This window comes from Umezawaea endophytica, assembly GCF_025061645.1.
In the GTDB taxonomy this organism is placed as follows: domain Bacteria; phylum Actinomycetota; class Actinomycetes; order Mycobacteriales; family Pseudonocardiaceae; genus Umezawaea; species Umezawaea endophytica.
Window position 1 is genome coordinate 142,183 of record NZ_JANYMP010000005.1, and the last position, 17,374, is coordinate 159,556.

Sequence of the window (17,374 nt, forward strand, 5' to 3'; positions counted from 1 at the left end):
CGGGCGCGGACGGGACCCGGCCCCGTCCGCGCCCGCCGGTGGTCAGCGGACCAGCGGGTGCGGCCACACCAGCGGCTCGTCCGGCACGTGCACCCAGCCGCGCTGGGCCACCGAGCCGATCTGGACGTTCACCAGCGGCGCGAACGACGGCGCGTCGATGCCGTCGTAACCGTGGTGCACCACGGACCAGTACAGGTCGTCCGAGACGACGAGCACCAGCGGCGCGGAGGTCTCCCGCAGCGCCAGCTTCAACCGCGGCGCGTCGAGCAGGCGGCATGCCACGTCGAGCATCTCCCCCGACTGGCCGAGCTCGTCGAAGTGCACCTCGCCCGCGTGCAGCACCGCCCGCAGGCGGATCGCCAGGTCGGGGAACTCCGCGTTGTGCCTGCCGAGCACCCGGCTCACCTCGGGCACGACCGACTCCAGCAGCAGCGTCTTCGGCACCCGGTCGGACGACCGGATGAGGACGATCGCGCCGTCGCCGCGGTCCAGGGGCGGGTCGAGGTCGGCGTCACCGACGCCGTGCGCGGCGAACGCCTGGCCGAGCGCGCCGTACATCACCCTGCGCAGCTTCTGCTTCTCCATGTTGTTGCGGGTTGTCGAACCCTCGATGTCCACCCCGAACGCGACGCGGTAGACGGGGTGTCGCCTGTCTGCATTGCCCATGCGGACACGGTCCCGCCCCCGCTTTCCCAGGAACAAGCGGTCCCGCGTCCCGGATTCACGGGTGCTCCCCGCCGCCGATGCCGTGCTTGCGCGCCTTCTCGACGACCTCGGCGCGGTCGCGCGCGCCCAGCTTGGACTGGATCTCCCCCGCCCGGTTGGCCACGGTCTTGGTCGCGAGCGTCAACTCGGTGGCGATCTGCTGGTTCGACTGCCCCCTCGCCATCAGCACCAGCATGCGGTACTCGGCCCGCGTGAGGCGGAACGGCAGGTCGCCGTCCGGCACCTGCTGGTCGAGCAGCGCGGTGATGACCCCCAGGTCCAGCACCGCCTTGTTGCCCTCCGCCACGGTGCGCACCGCCTGCACGACGTTCGTCTCCTCCTTGCACAGGTAGCCCGCGGCCCCGGCCCTCAGCGAGGCGCGCACGTGTTCGGGCTCCTCGTGCATGGACAGCACCAGGAGCCTGGTGGCCGGGACCAGCTCGACGATCCGGCGGATCACCTCCGGACCGCAGAGCGTCGGCTCGGCGCCCGCGAACCGCGGTATCCGGAGGTCGACCAGCACCACGTCGGGGTGTTCCCGCTCGGTGAACGCGATGGCGTCCTCACCGGTCGCGCACTCGCCCACCACCTCCACGTCCTCGGCGTCCTCCAGTTCGCCGCGCAGGCCCCTGACGAAGATCGGGTGGTCGTCCACGATCAGGACCCGGTGTCGCGTGTCCGTCAAGGTGCCCTCCCGGTGCGCTGGTGGCACGGCCGTCCGTCCCGACGCCACGACGGGGTCATCCCCGCGTGAACGGGATGCGCGCCGTGACGCGGGTTCCGGGAGCGCCGCAGTCGACGGTGAAGTCCCCACCGAGGTCCTGGCAGCGCTCCTTCATCGATTCCAGCCCGATCCCCGGAACGGGGTTCGGTGCCAGTCCCCGGCCGTCGTCGGTGACGGCGATCTCCAGGCCGGTGCCGGTGCGGACGACGTCGATCCGGCACTCCGACGCCTCCGCGTGCCGGACGACGTTCGTCAGCGCCTCACTGATCACGAGGTAGGCGGCCCGCAGGACGGGGAACGGGACGTCGTCGAGGTCCCCCCTAGGGACGACGTGCACCGCCACCTCGCCGTCCAGGCGGTCCGCCAGCCCGCGCAGCGCGTTCACCAGTCCCGACCGCAGGTCGAGCGCCTGCACGTCGCGGGCCACCCGCCGCACGGTGCCGGTGAGCGTCTCCAGGTCGGCGACCGCTTCCCCCAGCCGCCGCCGCGCCTTCTCGTCGGAGCCGTCCATCGTCCGGAGGACGACGCTCACCTGCTTCTGGACGCCCACGACACCGGGGCAGATCATGTCGTGCAGGTCGTAGCTGATCCGGTGCAGGTCCTCCCGGCGCTTGAGCTCGAACCGCGCGTCCGCGTGGCGCAGCGCCAGCGCCAGCCGCACCGAGTGCACGGCGGGCGCGGCCTGGCCCGCCAGGTCGTCCAGCAGGCCCAGTTCCCGCGACCCCAGCCGCTCGCCGCCGCCGCGCGCCTCGGCCACCAGCACGCCGATCCGCTGCCCGCTGTGCCGCAGGTCCACCTCGTGCTGCTCCCACCCGCGCGAGCACCCGTACTCGTCCGGCGCGCGGCAGTCCGCGCCGTCCAGGCGGACCGCCACGTACGGCAGCTTCAACGCCTCGCCGACCGACGCGGCGATGGCGGGCAGCACCTCGTGCGGGCGGCGGGGGTGCGCCAGCGTGCGCCCCAGTTCCACCAGCGCCCGGTACGGGTCGCAGCGGTCGCCGAACAGCCACCGGTCCAGCGCCCTCCGGAGCAGCGCGTGCAGCGGCGCGAGCGCCACCACGACCACGAGGGTCGCGAGCGCGTTGGCGGCGGTGGGGACGCTGGTGGTGGTGACCAGCACGACGGCCGTGTAGGCGCCGATCAGCAGCGCGCCCAGCAGGCCGTAGAGCAGGGTGCGGTGGATGATCAACTCGATGTCGTACAGGTCGTGCACGGTGATCACCACCACCAGCGCCACCGGGAACGCCATCGCCGCCGCCAGCCAGGCGCCGCCGGACACCAGTTCCAGCGCCAGCGTCGGGATCCCCAGCACGGCGCCCACCACCGCCCAGCCGAGCACCCGCCGCCGCACCCCGTCCTCCCTGAACCAGCGCACCACCAGCGAGAGCACGGCCACCGCCAGCGCGACGGCGAACGCCGTGAACCCCGTCCACGCCAGCACCACCGCGACCCCTCTGCGCGCGGTACCGCCGAAGACCTGCTGCCAGAACGCGACCGGCTCCGACCACGCCGCCCAGCCGACGCCGACCACCGGCAGCACCACCCCGGCCGCCGCGACGGCGACGGCGGGCCACCACCGGCGGGTGGGAGGCCGTCCCGTTGGGAACAGCAGGAGCACCACCGGCAGCAGCGAGTACGTCGGCCACCAGCTCCAGGTGCCGATCCACGCCGCCCACGGCTCGTGCGGCGCGGCCGCGGCCCCCACCGCGACCGCGCCGCACACCCCCATCGCGAGCACCAGCCACCCCACGGCGTTGCGCCGCGCGTGGGCCACGATCCGCTCACCCAGCAGGCAGTACACGACGGCCGTGAACCAGTTGTGCGGGTGCGACGGCTCACCGCCCGTGGTGACGTGCGCGGCCAGCGCGACCAGCACCAGCGCCGCCGAGCCCATCGCGAGCAGCCGGGAGCCGAACACCGCCCCGCCGCCGCGCCGCGTTCCCACCGTCGGCCCGGATACCATTGCTCCCCCTAGTGGTCTGCGAACACCGTCCCCGCGGTGGTTCAGGACGTGCCGGTGAGCCAGTGCCAGAAGTTGTGGCAAGGCGACCCCTCGTCGTACGCCTCGACACCCCCGTGCGCCAGCTCGACGTCCCGGTCCAGGCCGCCCCCGCTCAACGTGACGCCCGCCCCGTCGTGCGGGTGCCGGTGCGCGCGTTCCCCGCCGCCGCGCCGTCCCCCGCGGGCCAACGCCTTCCGCATCGTCGCCAGTTCCGGCAGCAGTCCCGGCCCGACGAGCGCTCCGTACCTCGCCTCGAACAACGCCAGCCCCTCGCACATCCGGCCCGGCTCGAACGGGACGACGGCGACGTGCGGCACGGCGAAGTGCTCGTTGCCCGTCGGGGCGGCCGCCGCGTAGGCGAGGAACGTGTCGTGCCACTGGGCCAGGTCTCCGAGGACGGGATGGACGAGCTGCCCTCGGTCTTCGGTGGGTGCGGACATCGATCTCCTCCGGTCGCTGAGCTTCGTGGTCCAGCGTCCCCATCCCGCGGTCCCGGGAACCAGAGGCGACCGTCCCGGATTCGCAGGGGGAACCCGAGGCACCCCACCACCGGGCGGTGACGGCCGACAAGGTCAGATGACGCAGAAGGCCGCGAGCACCGCGCGCCGACCTGACGTCGGGCTATTCAGGCCTCTTTTTGCGGAATAGCGCGGGTATCCGCGCATGACCCCTACCGCCTGGTTCACTGGTGGGGGGAACGCGTCCGGGGGGACGCTCAGGGGGAGAGAAATGATCTCATGTGGACGTTCGCGCACCCGTAGGTCGTCGACCGGCAACGGCGGGTGGAGCCGCCGAGACCAGTGACGTGGTTGGTGGACCTGGACGAGCACGCCGCGTCCCGCGCGGTCGTCCGGGCGCTGCGCGCGGCCGATCCCAGGACGGAGGTGGTCCGCGCGCCGCGCGCCGAACCGTCCGGCCTGGTGCTGTGCTCGCGGGAGTCGGCGGCGCTGGACGAGCTGCTGTCCGCGACGGCGGGGGCGGGCTGGCACGTGATCGTCGTGGCGGTCGAGAAGGGGCTGGAGCCGTGGTCGGTGCTGGCGCGCGGCGCGGCCGACGTGCTCACCTGGGACGGTGATCCCGAGGCGGTGCTGGCCAGGGTGGCGCGGGCGCGGGAGGTCGACGAGCTGGTGCGCGCGCCGCAGGTGTCGGCCACGCTGCGCGGTTCCAGCCCGGCGCTGGCGGCGGCGCTGCGGGACCTGGTGACCGCGGCGCGCTTCGCCCGCGGACCGATCCTGATCCTGGGCGAGACCGGGACGGGCAAGGAGTTGGCGGCTCGCGTCGCGCACCGGATGGAGTCCGGTTCGGGGCCCCTGGTGGTGGTGGACTGCACGACGGTCGTGCCGTCCTTGTCCGGCAGCGAGCTGTTCGGGCACGAGAAGGGCGCGTTCACCGGTGCCGTCAACGTGCGGATCGGCGCCTGCGCGGCGGCCAACGGCGGGACGCTGATGCTCGACGAGGTCGGCGAACTGCCGCTGGAGCTCCAGTCCGAGTTGCTGCGCGTGGTGCAGGAGGGCACGTACAAGCGGGTGGGCAGCGACACCTGGCACACCACCAGGTTCAGGCTGGTGTGCGCGACGAACCGGGACCTCGCGGAGGAGGTGCGGGCGGGTCGGTTCCGCGCCGACCTCTACCACCGGATCGCGGCGTCGACGGTGCGGATGCCGCCGCTGCGGGACCGGCCCGAGGACGTCGTGCCGCTGTTCACCGCGTTCGTGGCGGAGGCGGAGGGGCGGCGGGAACCCGTGCGGCTGACGTCCTGGGTGGAGCGGGCGGTGCGCGCCCGCGCCTACCCCGGCAACCTGCGGGACCTGCGGCAGCTCGCGCAGCGGGTGGCGGCGCGCCACGTCGGGCCGGGACCGGTGACGCCGGGGGACCTGCCGCCCGCCGACCGCCCGGACCGGGCCGGGCCCGCGGTGTCCGCCGAGCCGGACGAGGACAGGGACCTCGGGACGCTGCTGGCGCGCGTGGTGCGGGTGCACCTCGCGGCCGGGACGAACCTGCGCGACCTGAGGGAGCGGGTGGCCGAGGTCGCGGTGGACGCGGCCCTGTCGGAGGCGGGCGGCAACGTGCGGGCCGCGGCCGTGCGGCTGGGCGTCACCGACCGGGCGCTGCACCACCGGCTGGCCGAGGCGCGGAAGCGGACCGCCGTGTCCTGACCGCGCGCCGACCCGTCAACCGCAGCAGGTTGCCGCCCAGCACCAGGGCCGCCCGGTCCGGGGGCAGGCGCAGCGCGCGCACCTTGGCGAGTTCCACGCCGGGGTGCAGGAACGGGCCGTCGGAGCCGAACAGGACCTTGTGCGCGCCCGCGAGGCGCACGGCGTCGGCGAGCACGTCGAAGTAGCGGACGCCGGAGGTGTCGGTGAACACGTTGGGAAGGCGGGTGAGCTGGTCGACGAACGCGGTCTGGGCGCGCCAGTCGTCGGCGAACGTGGACAGGTGCGGGATGATCCAGGCGACGTCCGGGTAGGCGCGCGCGGCGGTCTCCACCGAGCCGGTGTCGCCGTGCGGGTCGTACAGGACCGGCAGACCGCGTTGCCGGGCCACGTCAGCGATCTCCCTGGTGACGCGCCCGTCGTGCCAGTGGACCTTGATGCCGCACGCGCCCCACCGCAGGGCGTCGTCGACGACCTCGGCGACCCGGCCGCCCGCGGTGGCGGGGTTGACGTAGGCGAACCCGAGGTAGCGGCGGGGGTGGGCGCGGACCAGGTCGCCGACGGCGCCGTTGCCCGCGCGGCAGTCCGAGGTCAGCACGGAGAACAGGACGGTGGCGTCGATGCCCGCGGCACGGGCGCGCGGCCCGTACCGGTGCAGGGACGCGTCGGTGTCCCACGGGCCGGTGAGGCCGTCGCCGAGTCCGGCGTGGCAGTGGGCGTCGATGATCGGGAAGCGCTTCACGAGGCGGCCCTCCCGGCACCGGTGGCGCCCAGCGCGGCGCCGATCAGCGCGATGTCGTCGTCGGTGTGGTCGGCCCGGATCATCGCGCTGACCAGGGCGCCGGGCAGGCACCGGGGAACCTGGACCACGGCGCGCACGCCGTGCGCGAGCACCCGCGCGTGGTGCCGGTGCGCCAGGCCGGTGGTGGGGAACCAGGTGTCGGCGACGGGGAACGGCGGGTCGGTGTCGTCCAGCGCCCGTTGGACGCGGCGGACGTGGCGCAGCAGGCGCAGGCGCGCCCGGCCGGTCCCCCGGTCGGTCAGCGCCCGGTCGGCGGCGGCCAGGTCGGCGGCGGACGGCGGGCCGCAGTGCACGCGGGTGGGGCCGCGCACGGCCAGCCGGGACAGCGCGTCGGCGTCACCGGTGAGGACGGCCAGCGGGGCGCCGTACGCCTTGGCCAGCGAGGCCACCCACAGCACGTCCCGGTGGTCGATCCCGCTCCAGCGCGGGGTGCCGGAGCCGTCGCCGAACGCCTCGCCGGGCCGCCGGGCGCCCAGCACGCCGCAGGCCAGCGAGTCGTCCACGACCAGCGAGCCGCCGTGCGCGCGGGCGACCTCGCGCAGCCGGGCCAGCGGGGCGGCCCGACGGCAGCCGGGGCACCAGCCGTCGGTGACCACGAACAGCCTGCCCCGGCGCGGTTCGGGCACCAGGTCGGGCCGGTGGTGCGGGTAGTCCACGACCCGCGCGCCCCGCTGCCCCGACAGCAGCGAGGCCCAGCGGGCCACCGGGTAGCACGCGGAGTCCACCGCGACCACGTCCCCGCGCTCGGGCAGGCCGCCGAGCACGTCCAGCAGGGCGTGCAGCGCGGAGCGCGCGACCAGCCCGGCGGGCGCGCCCTGCCCGTCCGCCACCAGCGCGGCCACCCGGCGCGCGGCGGGGACCTCCCGCAGCGCGCCGGGAACCCCGGTGGTGAGCGAACGCCACGGCCGCAGCGCCCCCGCGGGGTGGCGCAGGCCGAGGAACAGGGCGGAGGTCGCGTCGACGATCACGCCCGGACCCTCCGCGCGCGCATCCGCTTGGCCAGCAGCGCCGAGGGCATGGTGGCGTCCACGCCCGCGGTCAGGTCGGCGCCGGTCACGGCCCGGTAGGCGTGGACGTAGCGCTGGACGGACTCGCGGAACAGCAGCGCCCAGTGCTCGGCGTCCTTGCGGGTGTGGTCGGTGCTGTTCCACTGCCCGTGCCGGACCGACAGCACGAGGCGCTCGCCGTGCACCGCCAGGTCGAAGAAGTGCGTGATGCTGGGGTCGGGCCAGCCCTGCAACTCCTTCATGGTGTCCACGCGGTCCATCCACGGTTCCTCGTAGGGCACCATCGGCGGACCGCCGAGGAACTGCCGCATCTCCTGCCTGCCCAGGATCCACTGCATCGCCAGCATCTCCGCCCGCGCCGTGGGGGCGAGGTCGGCGAACTGGTTGTGCGCGCCGTGCGCCAGCAGCAGGTGCACCTCGCGCAGGCCGCTGAGGGGAACCCCGTGGCCGTCCGTCCACAACGGACGGACGGCCGCTAGGCGTCGGCGACGCTCGCCAGGGTTTCGGCCAGTACCAGGGGGTTGAGGTAGTCGCGGTACGAGACGACCAGGCCGTCCCTGATCCGGATCACGGCGATGATGGTCTGGCGCAGGGGCGCGCCCGTGGGGAGCACGGTGCCGTGGGCGTCGTACTCGACGATCACCACCTCGGGGTCGGTGGTCTCGTGGATCACCGTGTTGCGGTACTCGTCGAACCTGACCAGGCCGTTGGCCTGCGCCGTCAGGAACTCGCGAATGCGGTCGCGGCCCTCCACCCGGTCGGGCAGGCCCGCGGGCAGGTACGGCCACTCGACGTGGCCGTCCGGGGCGAACAGGCTCGTGAACGCCTCGGTGTCCTGCTCCCGGCTCGCGCGCAGGAGCTGCTCGACGACCTCGCGTGACGTGGCGGTCATGGTCGACCCACTTTCGTTGAACGCTTGTTGATTGAACAACCGTAGAACGAAATGTGCCGTCGGTCAACGGCCGTAGAATGACCACGTGACCGAACCGAGCGCCCGTCCCACCAGGGCGCAGCAGCGCCGCCAGAGCGAGGAGCGCATCCTCACCGCGGCCCGCCGGATCTTCGCCGAACTCGGCTACGACCGGACCACGATCCGGGCCGTGGCGTCGGCGGCCGGTGTCGACGCGGGCCTGGTCATGCACTACTTCGGCAGCAAGGACCTGCTCTTCGCCCGCTCCACCGAGGTGCCCGCCGACGAGTTGCCGGGCGGCACGTCCGACGAGGTGGCCGAGGCGCTGCTCAGGTCGCTGGGCAGGCGCTTGGCCGACGAGCCGACGGCGTCACTGGCGGTCCTGCGCTCGACGCTCACCAACGCCGACGCCGCCGACCGCTACCGCGCCGCCGGGGCACCCCAGCTCAACCAGCTCACCGAGGCGATCCCGACCCCCGACGCCGACCTGCGCGCGAGCCTGCTCAGCGCGATCGTGCACGGCGTGATCGCCGAGCGGTACCTGCTGCGCCTCACCAACCTCGCGGACGCCTCGCCGGAGCAGATCATCGACCTGCTGCGCCCGTGCTTCCAGAGCCTGGCGACACCCCCGCCGACCCCGTAGGCGGCGGAGTGCGTGGCGGTAATTCGTGAGATGACCACGACGCAGTTGCCCCGTCCACCTCGCCTCCCTAGGTTCGGAGCCCGACAAGGGGAGACGCGCGACGATGGAACGACGACCGGTGGTCCTCGACGACACCGCGGGACGAACGGTGGCCGACCTCGGCGGACCGCGGGGCGTCCCGCTGGGGAACCTGCCCTCACTGGTGCGCGGTCAGGTCATGCACCAGGTGCTGGAGAAGTGGTGCGACCGCTTCGGTCCGACCTACCGGGTCCGGTTGGGACGGACGCCCGCCGTCGTGACCGCCGACCCGGTGGTCGTGCACTCCGTTCTGCGCCAACGACCCGACGTGTTCCGGCGGTCGAGCGTCATGACCGAGGTGATCGAGGAACTCGGCGGGAAGGGCGTGTTCACCGCGGAGGGGGCCGAGTGGCGGCGGCTGCGCAAGATCGCCGCGCAGAGCACCAGCGCGTCCTACCTGCGGCAGTACTTCACCACGATCACCGAGGTGACCGCGCGGATGCGGGACTCGTGGGTGGCGGCGGCGGGAACCGGCGCGCCCGTGGACGTCCTCACCGACATGCGGCGGTACACCCTGGACGTCACCACGTGGCTGGCCACCGGGCACGACCTCAACTCGCTGGAGAGCACCGGCGACGGCCTGCACAGCCGCCTGTCGCTGCTGTTCCCGGCGTTCGCCCGGCGGATCAACGCGCCGTTCCCGTACTGGCGCCACGTCAAGCTCCCCCGTGACCGGCGGCTGGATTCCACCGTCCGGGAACTGGAGGTCCTCGTGCGGGACCGCTTCGCCGTGGCCCGCGACCGGATGGCGGACGGCGTCGAACCCGCGAACTTCCTCGAAGCACTGGTCCGGCCACTCCCGGACGAGCCGCCGGCGGGCGACGCGGAGGTCTTCGGCAACGTCCTGACCATGCTGCTCGCCGGCGAGGACACCACCTCCTCCACCCTCGCCTGGGCCGTGCACCACCTCGCCGAACACCCCGAGGCGCAACGGCGGGTGGCGGCCGAAGCCGAGGCGGTGCTCGACGGCCCCGTCGACCCGGCCGCCGTCGGCAGGCTGACCTACGCCAGGGCGGTCGTCGACGAAGCCATGCGGCTCAACCCGGTGACACCGTTCCTCATCGTCCAGCCGAACCACGACGTCACCGTCGACACCGGCGGCGGCTCCCTCCGCTTGGCGGAGGGGACCCCGGTGCTCACGCTGCTGACGTACGGCTCCCGCCGCGACCGGGCCAGGTTCCCCGACCACGACGTGTTCCGCCCCGAGCGCTGGCTCGACGAGTCCCCCGTTCCACCCGAACTGCCCTACGCGCCCTTCGGCGAGGGCCCCCGCTTCTGCCCCGGCCGCAACCTCGCCCTGATCGAGGCCACCCTGCTCCTCGCGACCCTGTGCCGCGACCTCACCATCAGCCCGCACACCGCCACGGGCCCGGTCCGGGAACGCATGGGCTTCACCGCGTTCCCCACCGGTCTCGCGGTCACCCTCGACCGACGCGGGCAGGGCTAGGACCCGACCACCGGTGGGGTGCGGTGGCGGATCGTCAGCAGGGCGATGTCGTCGGTCGCGCGGCGGTCGCCGACCAGGGTGGCCATGATTCGCGTGCAGGCGTCCTCCGCCGGGGCCGGGGCGGCGGTGCGGCGGAGGGTTTCCAGGCCGGTGTCCAGGTCGACGTCGCGGCGTTCCACGAGGCCGTCGGTGTACAGGGCCACCAGTGCTCCGGGCGGTACGTCGACGGTCACGCTCCGGCGGCCGGTGACGGCGAGGCTGTAGCCGACGGGTGGGCCGACCGGGGCGTCGACGAACTCGGTGGCGCGGCCCGGTGCGGCCAGGACCGGGGGCAGGTGGCCCGCCAGTGCGACGGACATGCCGTGGGTGGTCGTGTCGACGACGGCGTAGACGATCGTGGCCATGGTGTGGTTCTCGAAGTGGCTGGCCTTGCGGTCGAGCTTGCCGAGCACCTCCGCCGGATCGGTGAACTCCAGGGCGTAGGCGCGCAGCGCGCTGCGCAGGCGCCCCATGACGATCGCGGCGGCCAGCCCGTTGCCGACCACGTCGCCGACCACGAGCCCGATGCGGTCACCGGGCAGGTGGAACACGTCGTACCAGTCGCCACCGACACCGCTGTCCGTACCGGGCACGTAGCGGGCGGCGAACTCCCAGGCGTCAGTGGTCGGGAGGTGGCTCGGCAGGAGGCTGTCCTGGAGCATGGCCGCCGCGGCGCGCGCGGACCGCGACCGGTGGGCGTGCGCCGCCGTCGCGAGCCGGTCGCCGACGAGTTGCAGCAGGTCGACCTCCTCGTCGGTGAACCGGCGCGCCGCGGTGCTGCCGATGTGCAGCACCCCGGCGAGATCACCCTGGGCCACCATCGGCACGCCCACCAACGATCGCAGGCCCCGCTCCCAGAGCAGGGGGTTGACCACCGTGGAGCGGTCGACGTGGTCGAGCCGCACCGGTTCCCGGTGCTGGGCGACACGTCCGGCGAAGCCGGTCCCCACCGGTATCCGCACGCCCTGGAGGACCTCCTCCTCCAGGCCGATGGCGGCCTTGGCGACCAGTTGCCGCCCGCCGGGGTCGACCAGCAGGACGGTGGCGGTGTCGATGGCGAACAGGTCTCGCACCCGCAGCAGCAGGACCTCGAACAGCTTCTCCAGTTCCAGGTCCCTCAGCGCGCTGTCCGTGACCGCTTCCAACACCCGCAGCCGCATCCGCGAACTCCGACCGACGCCCATCCACCAACCTCATCCCGCACTGGCCGTGCACACCGCTTGAACACTACGAGCACACGGCGATGCGGTGCGCGCCCGGTAGGGGGACCGCCACACGGGTCACCGGCCGGGGTGGCGGGAATCCGGCAGCACCCGCTCCCACGGGCTCGACCGCGCGCCGGACGGGGCCAGCACCACGCCGTCGGCCAGCAGCGTCAGCGGTGGCGGTGGCTCACCGCGCTCGGCGGCGGCCACGAGGTCGCGCAGGCGCCGCAGCACGGCGCCGTAGAACCGCTTCTGGGTCCACCGGCCGAACACCTGGAACCCCGCCCTGATCACCGGGTTCGGCAGCGGGGCGCGCCGGGAGTAGCCGCTGACCCTGAACGACACGGCCCCCGAGGTGAGGTCCTTGACGACCTCGTAGCTGAGCCTGCCCTCCTCCAGGTGCCCGCGCAGCGTCTGGTAGCTCCACCCCCACACCCGTTCGGACTCCTCGCCCGTTCCCCTGGTCTCGTCCACGACGGAGGTGACCCGCACCCCGAGGTAGAACCGCAGACCGGCGAACCGGCCCTCCAGCAGCATGTCGCGGCCGAGCAGTTCGTCGTCACGCCGGTAGAAGGCCCGCATGATCGACGGGTCGGAGAACTCGTACCGCTCGACCAGCAGGCAGGCACGGGCCCAGGCGCCGTCCGGCAGCGGTGGCCCCGGCGGTTCGGCGCCGACCACCGCGACGGCCGAGTCGACGTGCCAGTGCCCGGCCGCCACCCCGTCCACGGGCGCGGCGCGGGGGTCGTAGTTCAGCGGGAGGCCGCACAGGGCGTCGAGTTCGGCGGTGGGCTCCATCTACTCGGATTCCCGCAGCGTGTCGCCCATCAGCCACAGCGTGGGCGGCCACAGCCCGACGAACAGGGCTCGGCGCTCGGCGTTGCCGCGCTCGTCCTGGTCGACCGTCTTGGCCCGGATCCACAGCGCCACGCACAGCACGATCGCCCCGAGTGAGGCCACGTGGAGGTGGTCCCCCCGCAAACCCCTGCGCCGCAGAGATTTTCCTACCGACATGTGGACCTCCGTTCGGCACCGCGGTAACGAGCGACGGCCCGTTCCGCATGGTGTCATGGCCGCATGACACCCGCGAGCGGAGCCGCCCGGCTGGCGACGGTTCTGTGGTGGCCGGTAGGACTGGCGGTGGTGGCCTGGCGCTACCTCTGGCGAACCACCCCCCTGCACCGCTCCGACGAGGCGGGCGGCCCGGAGGACCTCCCCGACTTCGACGACGACGTGCCCGGCGGCCGGGCGCAGCGGATCGCCGACGGCACGGGCCCCCTGCTCCACCGGACGTACGCGATCAGGATCGTCGACAGCCCGCTGAGCGCCCCGGAACTGGTGGACGTCGTCGCCCGCGGGCTCAACAGGGCCTCGCCGGAGATGGCGGTGTTCCACAAGACCCGCGGGTCGAACGGCTCGGTGCGGCTGGGTGACGAACTCGTGGTGCGGATGCCCGGCCCGTGGGACGGACCGGTGCGGGTGACCGGGAGGGACGGCACGTCGTTCCGGCTGTCCACCCTGGCCGGGCACCTCGAAGCCGGTCACATCGAGTTCCGCGCGAGCGCCGCGGACGACGTGCTGCACTTCGAGATCGAGTCGTGGTGCCGGGCGGGTGACCGGCTGTCGCACCTGCTGTACAACCGCGTCGGGTTCGCCAAGGAGGTGCAGTTGAACATGTGGACGCACTTCTGCGTCCGCACCGCCGCGCTCGCCGGGGGCAGGTACCGGGGAGGCGTCACCATCCGGACGCGGCGCGTCGACTGGCCAGCCCGCTAGCCGACCGGACCGCTCGACCGAACAGGCTCGCTCGTCCCCGGCCGGGTCAACTGGTGCCGCCCGGTCGTCTCGGTCGTCTCGGCCGTCGGCCGCCTCGGCGCCGGCACGTCGATCGACGCCTCGGCGTCCGCGTACCACTCGTCGAGCTCGCGCTGCCGCTCGGCCAAGTCCTCGATCAGGTGCCTGGACTCCGCCAGCGCGGCGCACACGATCTCCCGCGCGCGGTGCGCAGCTTCGGTCAGTCGGCGCTGCCACTCCACCTCGTCGAGCGGCGCGTCCCCGGTCGGCACGGCCTCCCGCGGGTCGTCCTCGACGGCTTCCCGCCGCACCCCGGTCGTGGGGGCGTCCTCCGGCGGCCACCCCGTGCGCGACGACCGGGACCCGGCCAACTCCTGCCGCGCCTCGGCCAGTTGCCGGGTCAGGTCAGCCGCGGCCTTCACCCACGAGTCGCGGTCCCGGTACACGGCCTCGAGTTCCCGGTCGGCGTCGGCGAACCGGGCGTCCACCTGCTCGCGGTCGTAGCCCCGCCACCGGACGTCGAAGCAGCGGTCGACCTCCTTGAGCATTTCGTCGATCATGTTCCTACCCCGATGTCCCAGAGGGCGGCTCCGCGACCGCGGTACGCCGGATCAGTCACGGAGTACCCGACCCGCCGCGCAGCACGCCGCCGCGGGGCGGGCACCAGCCGAAATGGTGAACCGCCCGGCCACGGTCACGCTGCGGAGCCCCCTGGCCCGCCCTGTCGCAAGATGTCTGGTTTTGTTGCTTTCTGTTGACAACGTGCGGGTGCTGCGCGAGCGTGAGGAAGTCGGTCGTCGCGCCGCCCTTCCCGACATCCGATCCGGACGACAAGGAGCACTGGATGTCCTCAAGGAAGCCCACTCGTCGCGACTTCCTCAGGGCGGCGGGCATCACGGTCGGCACCGCCGCGGGCGTCGGCGCGCAGGTGCTGCCCGCGAACGCCGCGCCGTCACAGCAAGCCGTCGAGACGTTGACGAACTACGGCAGCCACAGCACCGACGGCCGCTCCATGACGACGACCAGCACCACGGGGCAGCACCTCACCATCACCGCCTACGGCGACCACGTCGTCCGGGTGCGCGCCATCCGCGGCGGCGAGACCTTCTTCGCCGACAACCGCTACGAGATGGTCGACCCCGCGAACCACGCGGGCATGGGCGGGTCGCTGCGCGTCGTCGACGACGGCGACAGCTTCACGATCACGACCGCCGCCGCCGACGGCGTCAAGATCGTCCTGCGGAAGAACCCCCTGCGCCTGGAGTACTACCGCAAGAGCGACAACACCCGGCTGGCCGGGGAAGACGCCACGCACAGCCTGGCCTGGAACGGCACCGGTGTCGTCACGCAGTCCTTCGCGCCCGCCGCAAGCGACGAGCGCTTCGTCAAGGGCGGCCACGGCCTCTACGGGCGCGCCCCGCGGATCGACCGGACCGGGGACCTCGTGTCCCACAACTACGGCGCGCGCAGCGACCACGCGGACCAGGCCCCGGCGATCGTCCCGCTCTACCTGTCCTCCAAGGGTTACGCGATCTTCTTCAACACCACGTTCGACACGGCGTTCAGCTTCGGCAACGGCGGCAGGTACGAGTTCTCCGCCGACGGTCACGGCGCCCCCGGAGCCGAGCCGCAGATCGACTACTTCCTCATCGAGGGCCCCGAGTTCGCGAAGCTGCTCGACCGCTACACCCGGCTGACCGGTCGGCCGCGCTTCCCGCAGCTCGGCGTCTTCGGCTTGCAGTTGTCGGACAAGAACTTCCCGAGCGTCAGCGACCAGAACTGGTGGACGACCAGGATCACCACGCTGCGGAACGCGGGTTTCCCGCTCGACGTGCAGGTCCACGACAACCGCTGGCGCGCGGGTTCCGGGGCGTGGAGCGGGTCGTGGTTCGAGTTCAGCTCGACGCGGTGGCCCGATCCCGCGGGCTTCAAGAACTGGGCCGCGGAGAACGGCGTGCTCACCACGCTGGACTACAACCGCAACAACTCCAACGAGATGGCGGGCTGGATCCCCGGTCCCCCACCGGGTTACAGCTTCGCCGCGGCGGACCTCACCGCCGTCAGCGACAACGACGCGGTGCCGGACTGGAGCAACCCGGCGACCCGAGCCTGGCTCTGGCGCGTCTTCTGGACCAAGGCGCTCGACCCGGCGCTCGGTTTCCCCGGCGACGCGCTGTGGATCGACGAGCCGGACGAGATGGGGCCCATCCCGTACACGGCGCTCGCCGCGAACGGGCAGCGCTGGTCCGAACTGCGCAACGCCTTCTTCCTGTACTGCCAGAAGGGCATCGGCCAGGAGGGCTGGGACGCGGCCATCGGCACCGCCAAGCGCCCCTGGACCTTCACCCGCGGCGCCACCGCGGGGCAGCAGCGCTTCGGCCACCTGTGGACGGGTGACATCAACTCGACCTACTCGGAGATGCAGGAGCAGATCCGGGGCATGCAGAACTCCGGGCTGGGCGGCTTCCCGTACTCCAACATCGACGCGGGCGGGTTCTTCGGCGGCGTGCTGTCCGGTGCCCTCTACCGCAACTGGGTGGCGGCCTGGGCGAGCGTCTCGCCGATCTGGAGGCCGCACTCGACGGGCGACACCGCGGCGCTCGGCCAGGCCGCGTCCCGCTGGCCCATCGACCAGGGCGCGGCGGAGCGGGCGGACTTCCTGCAGTACAGCAGGGTCCGCTACGCGTTGCTGCCCTACGTCTACACCATCGCCCACGCCGCCCACGCGACCGGGATGCCGATGGCCAGGGCGATGGTGATCGACTACCAGCGCAACGCCAACGCCTACTCCCACGACCTCCAGTACCTGTGGGGGCCGTCGATCATCGTCATGCCCGTCACCACCGACGTGGACGGCGCGGTGCAGAACGTGTGGCTGCCCGCGGGCGACACCTGGTACAACTTCTGGTCCGACGCCAAGAACGTGGGCTCGGACACCGCGGAGAAGGCCTACGTCACCAAGCCCGGCGAGATCATCATGTACGTCCGGGCCGGGAGCGTCCTGCCGAGGTACAAGTACGCGCAGAGCACCGCGTTCCTCGACAAGACCCACCTGGAGGTCGACGTCTACGCGGGCAAGGACGGCTCGTTCAGCGTCTACGAGGACGACGGCGTGACCGAGGAGTTCCGCGGCGGCTCCGCGTCGTCGACCACCGCGCTGACCTACACCGACTCGGCCCGGCGGGTGGTGATCGGCCACCCGGTCGGCACCTACCGGGGCGCGCCGACCGAACGCCGCTACGTCGTCCGCGTCCACGGTCTCGCCGCGCCCGTGGGGATGCGCGTCGGCACCGGCGCCCCGCTGCCCGCGTTCACCAGCGAGTCGGCGGCCGTGCTCAACGGCGGCGGCCAGGTCTGGGACGCCACGAGGAAGATCCTCTCGGTGGTGACGCCCAGGATTCCGGTGGTGACCGGCGGCGGCACCGCGGCCACGGTGGAACCGAGCGGGACCGCGTTCCCGACCCCGTCGGACCGGACCGTCCACGAGGCCGAGGACGCCGCCCTCAACGGTGTGGTGATCGGCTCGCGGCACGCCGGGTACACCGGTAACGGTTACGTCGACTACACCAACGCCACGGGCGACCACGTCGAGTGGACGGTGACCGTGCGCGCCGCCGGGACCCGTGCGCTCGGCTTCCGCTACGCCAACGGCGGCACGACCGACCGGCCGTTGACGATCTCGGTCGACGGCACGGTCGTCGGCACGCTCTCCTTCGCTCCCACCGGCGCGTGGACGACCTGGGCGACCGCCCGGCTGGACGCCGCGCTCCCGGCGGGCAGCGCGGTGCGGATCCGCGCCACCGCCACCGGGTCGAGCGGCGCGAACCTGGACAGCCTGACGATCGGCTGAGCCGCGGGCCCGCGA

The 17,374-nt window shown here is 73.1% G+C and carries 17 protein-coding genes; 5 read left to right on the forward strand and 12 right to left on the reverse strand.

The genetic code is table 11. From position 1 onward, the window contains the following. Positions 1-42: 42 nt before the first annotated feature. Genes NZH93_RS12960 through NZH93_RS12975 form a run of 4 tightly spaced genes read right to left on the reverse strand, consistent with a single transcriptional unit; the run spans position 43 to position 3,871 of the window. The gene (locus NZH93_RS12960; RefSeq protein ID WP_259623280.1) at positions 43-666 is read right to left on the reverse strand and encodes a hypothetical protein; all 624 of its coding nucleotides are present in this window, start codon (positions 664-666) and stop codon (positions 43-45) included. A 55-nt stretch (positions 667-721) separates the two neighbouring features. Next, positions 722-1,390, reverse strand: coding sequence for a response regulator transcription factor (locus tag NZH93_RS12965; protein WP_259623281.1), 669 nt, complete (start codon positions 1,388-1,390; stop codon positions 722-724). A gap of 55 nt (positions 1,391-1,445) precedes the next feature. After that, positions 1,446-3,374, reverse strand: coding sequence for a sensor histidine kinase (locus tag NZH93_RS50655; protein WP_259623282.1), 1,929 nt, complete (start codon positions 3,372-3,374; stop codon positions 1,446-1,448). Positions 3,375-3,433: 59 nt separating this feature from the next. Then, entirely contained in the window at positions 3,434-3,871 is a 438-nt protein-coding gene (locus NZH93_RS12975; protein ID WP_259623283.1) for a hypothetical protein, read from the reverse strand. Between the two features lie 360 nt (positions 3,872-4,231). Here NZH93_RS12975 and NZH93_RS12980 point away from each other — a divergent pair, with 360 nt between their 5' ends. Beyond that, on the forward strand, positions 4,232-5,587 hold the full coding sequence (locus NZH93_RS12980; protein WP_259623284.1) for a sigma-54-dependent transcriptional regulator: 1,356 nt from the start codon (positions 4,232-4,234) through the stop codon (positions 5,585-5,587). Here NZH93_RS12980 and NZH93_RS12985 read toward each other — a convergent pair. The 4 genes from NZH93_RS12985 to NZH93_RS13000 are packed head-to-tail and all read right to left on the reverse strand — an operon-like array spanning position 5,526 to position 8,285. After that, positions 5,526-6,326: an amidohydrolase family protein gene (locus NZH93_RS12985; RefSeq protein WP_259623568.1), complete on the reverse strand. Its 801-nt coding sequence runs from the start codon at positions 6,324-6,326 to the stop codon at positions 5,526-5,528. The genes NZH93_RS12980 and NZH93_RS12985 overlap by 62 nt on opposite strands. Next, positions 6,323-7,354 (reverse strand): PLP-dependent aminotransferase family protein, encoded by a 1,032-nt coding sequence (locus tag NZH93_RS12990; RefSeq protein WP_259623579.1) that lies wholly within the window; start codon positions 7,352-7,354, stop codon positions 6,323-6,325. The genes NZH93_RS12985 and NZH93_RS12990 overlap by 4 nt, the downstream gene beginning before the upstream one ends. Next, positions 7,351-7,854, reverse strand: coding sequence for a hypothetical protein (locus tag NZH93_RS12995; RefSeq protein ID WP_259623285.1), 504 nt, complete (start codon positions 7,852-7,854; stop codon positions 7,351-7,353). Before NZH93_RS12995 ends, NZH93_RS12990 begins: the two co-directional genes overlap by 4 nt. Positions 7,855-7,868: 14 nt before the next feature. Continuing rightward, positions 7,869-8,285, reverse strand: coding sequence for a nuclear transport factor 2 family protein (locus NZH93_RS13000; RefSeq protein WP_259623286.1), 417 nt, complete (start codon positions 8,283-8,285; stop codon positions 7,869-7,871). A gap of 85 nt (positions 8,286-8,370) precedes the next feature. Here NZH93_RS13000 and NZH93_RS13005 point away from each other — a divergent pair, with 85 nt between their 5' ends. Continuing rightward, complete coding sequence (locus tag NZH93_RS13005; protein ID WP_259623287.1) at positions 8,371-8,946, forward strand: TetR/AcrR family transcriptional regulator; 576 nt, start codon at positions 8,371-8,373, stop codon at positions 8,944-8,946. Between the two features lie 103 nt (positions 8,947-9,049). Then, positions 9,050-10,471 (forward strand): cytochrome P450, encoded by a 1,422-nt coding sequence (locus tag NZH93_RS13010; RefSeq protein ID WP_259623288.1) that lies wholly within the window; start codon positions 9,050-9,052, stop codon positions 10,469-10,471. Here NZH93_RS13010 and NZH93_RS13015 read toward each other — a convergent pair. The 3 genes from NZH93_RS13015 to NZH93_RS13025 form a co-directional block, all read right to left on the reverse strand. Beyond that, the gene (locus NZH93_RS13015; protein ID WP_259623289.1) at positions 10,468-11,694 is read right to left on the reverse strand and encodes a PP2C family protein-serine/threonine phosphatase; all 1,227 of its coding nucleotides are present in this window, start codon (positions 11,692-11,694) and stop codon (positions 10,468-10,470) included. The genes NZH93_RS13010 and NZH93_RS13015 overlap by 4 nt on opposite strands. A 96-nt stretch (positions 11,695-11,790) precedes the next feature. Continuing rightward, a complete protein-coding gene (locus NZH93_RS13020) occupies positions 11,791-12,513 on the reverse strand; it encodes a DUF1990 family protein (RefSeq protein ID WP_259623290.1) in 723 nt (240 codons plus the stop codon). Next, entirely contained in the window at positions 12,514-12,729 is a 216-nt protein-coding gene (locus NZH93_RS13025) for a hypothetical protein (RefSeq protein WP_259623291.1), read from the reverse strand. 63 nt (positions 12,730-12,792) lie between these two features. Here NZH93_RS13025 and NZH93_RS13030 point away from each other — a divergent pair, with 63 nt between their 5' ends. Further along, positions 12,793-13,491, forward strand: a complete 699-nt coding sequence (locus NZH93_RS13030; RefSeq protein ID WP_259623292.1) for a DUF1990 family protein — start codon at positions 12,793-12,795, stop codon at positions 13,489-13,491. Here the strand turns inward: NZH93_RS13030 and NZH93_RS13035 are convergent. Further along, positions 13,488-14,069 (reverse strand): DivIVA domain-containing protein, encoded by a 582-nt coding sequence (locus NZH93_RS13035; protein WP_259623293.1) that lies wholly within the window; start codon positions 14,067-14,069, stop codon positions 13,488-13,490. The two genes, NZH93_RS13030 and NZH93_RS13035, sit on opposite strands and share 4 nt — an antisense overlap. A 284-nt stretch (positions 14,070-14,353) precedes the next feature. Between NZH93_RS13035 and NZH93_RS13040 the strand changes: the two genes are divergently transcribed. Then, positions 14,354-17,359 carry a TIM-barrel domain-containing protein gene (locus tag NZH93_RS13040; RefSeq protein WP_259623294.1) on the forward strand — a complete coding sequence of 1,002 codons (3,006 nt, stop codon included), beginning with the start codon at positions 14,354-14,356 and terminating at the stop codon, positions 17,357-17,359. Positions 17,360-17,374 lie beyond the last annotated feature (15 nt).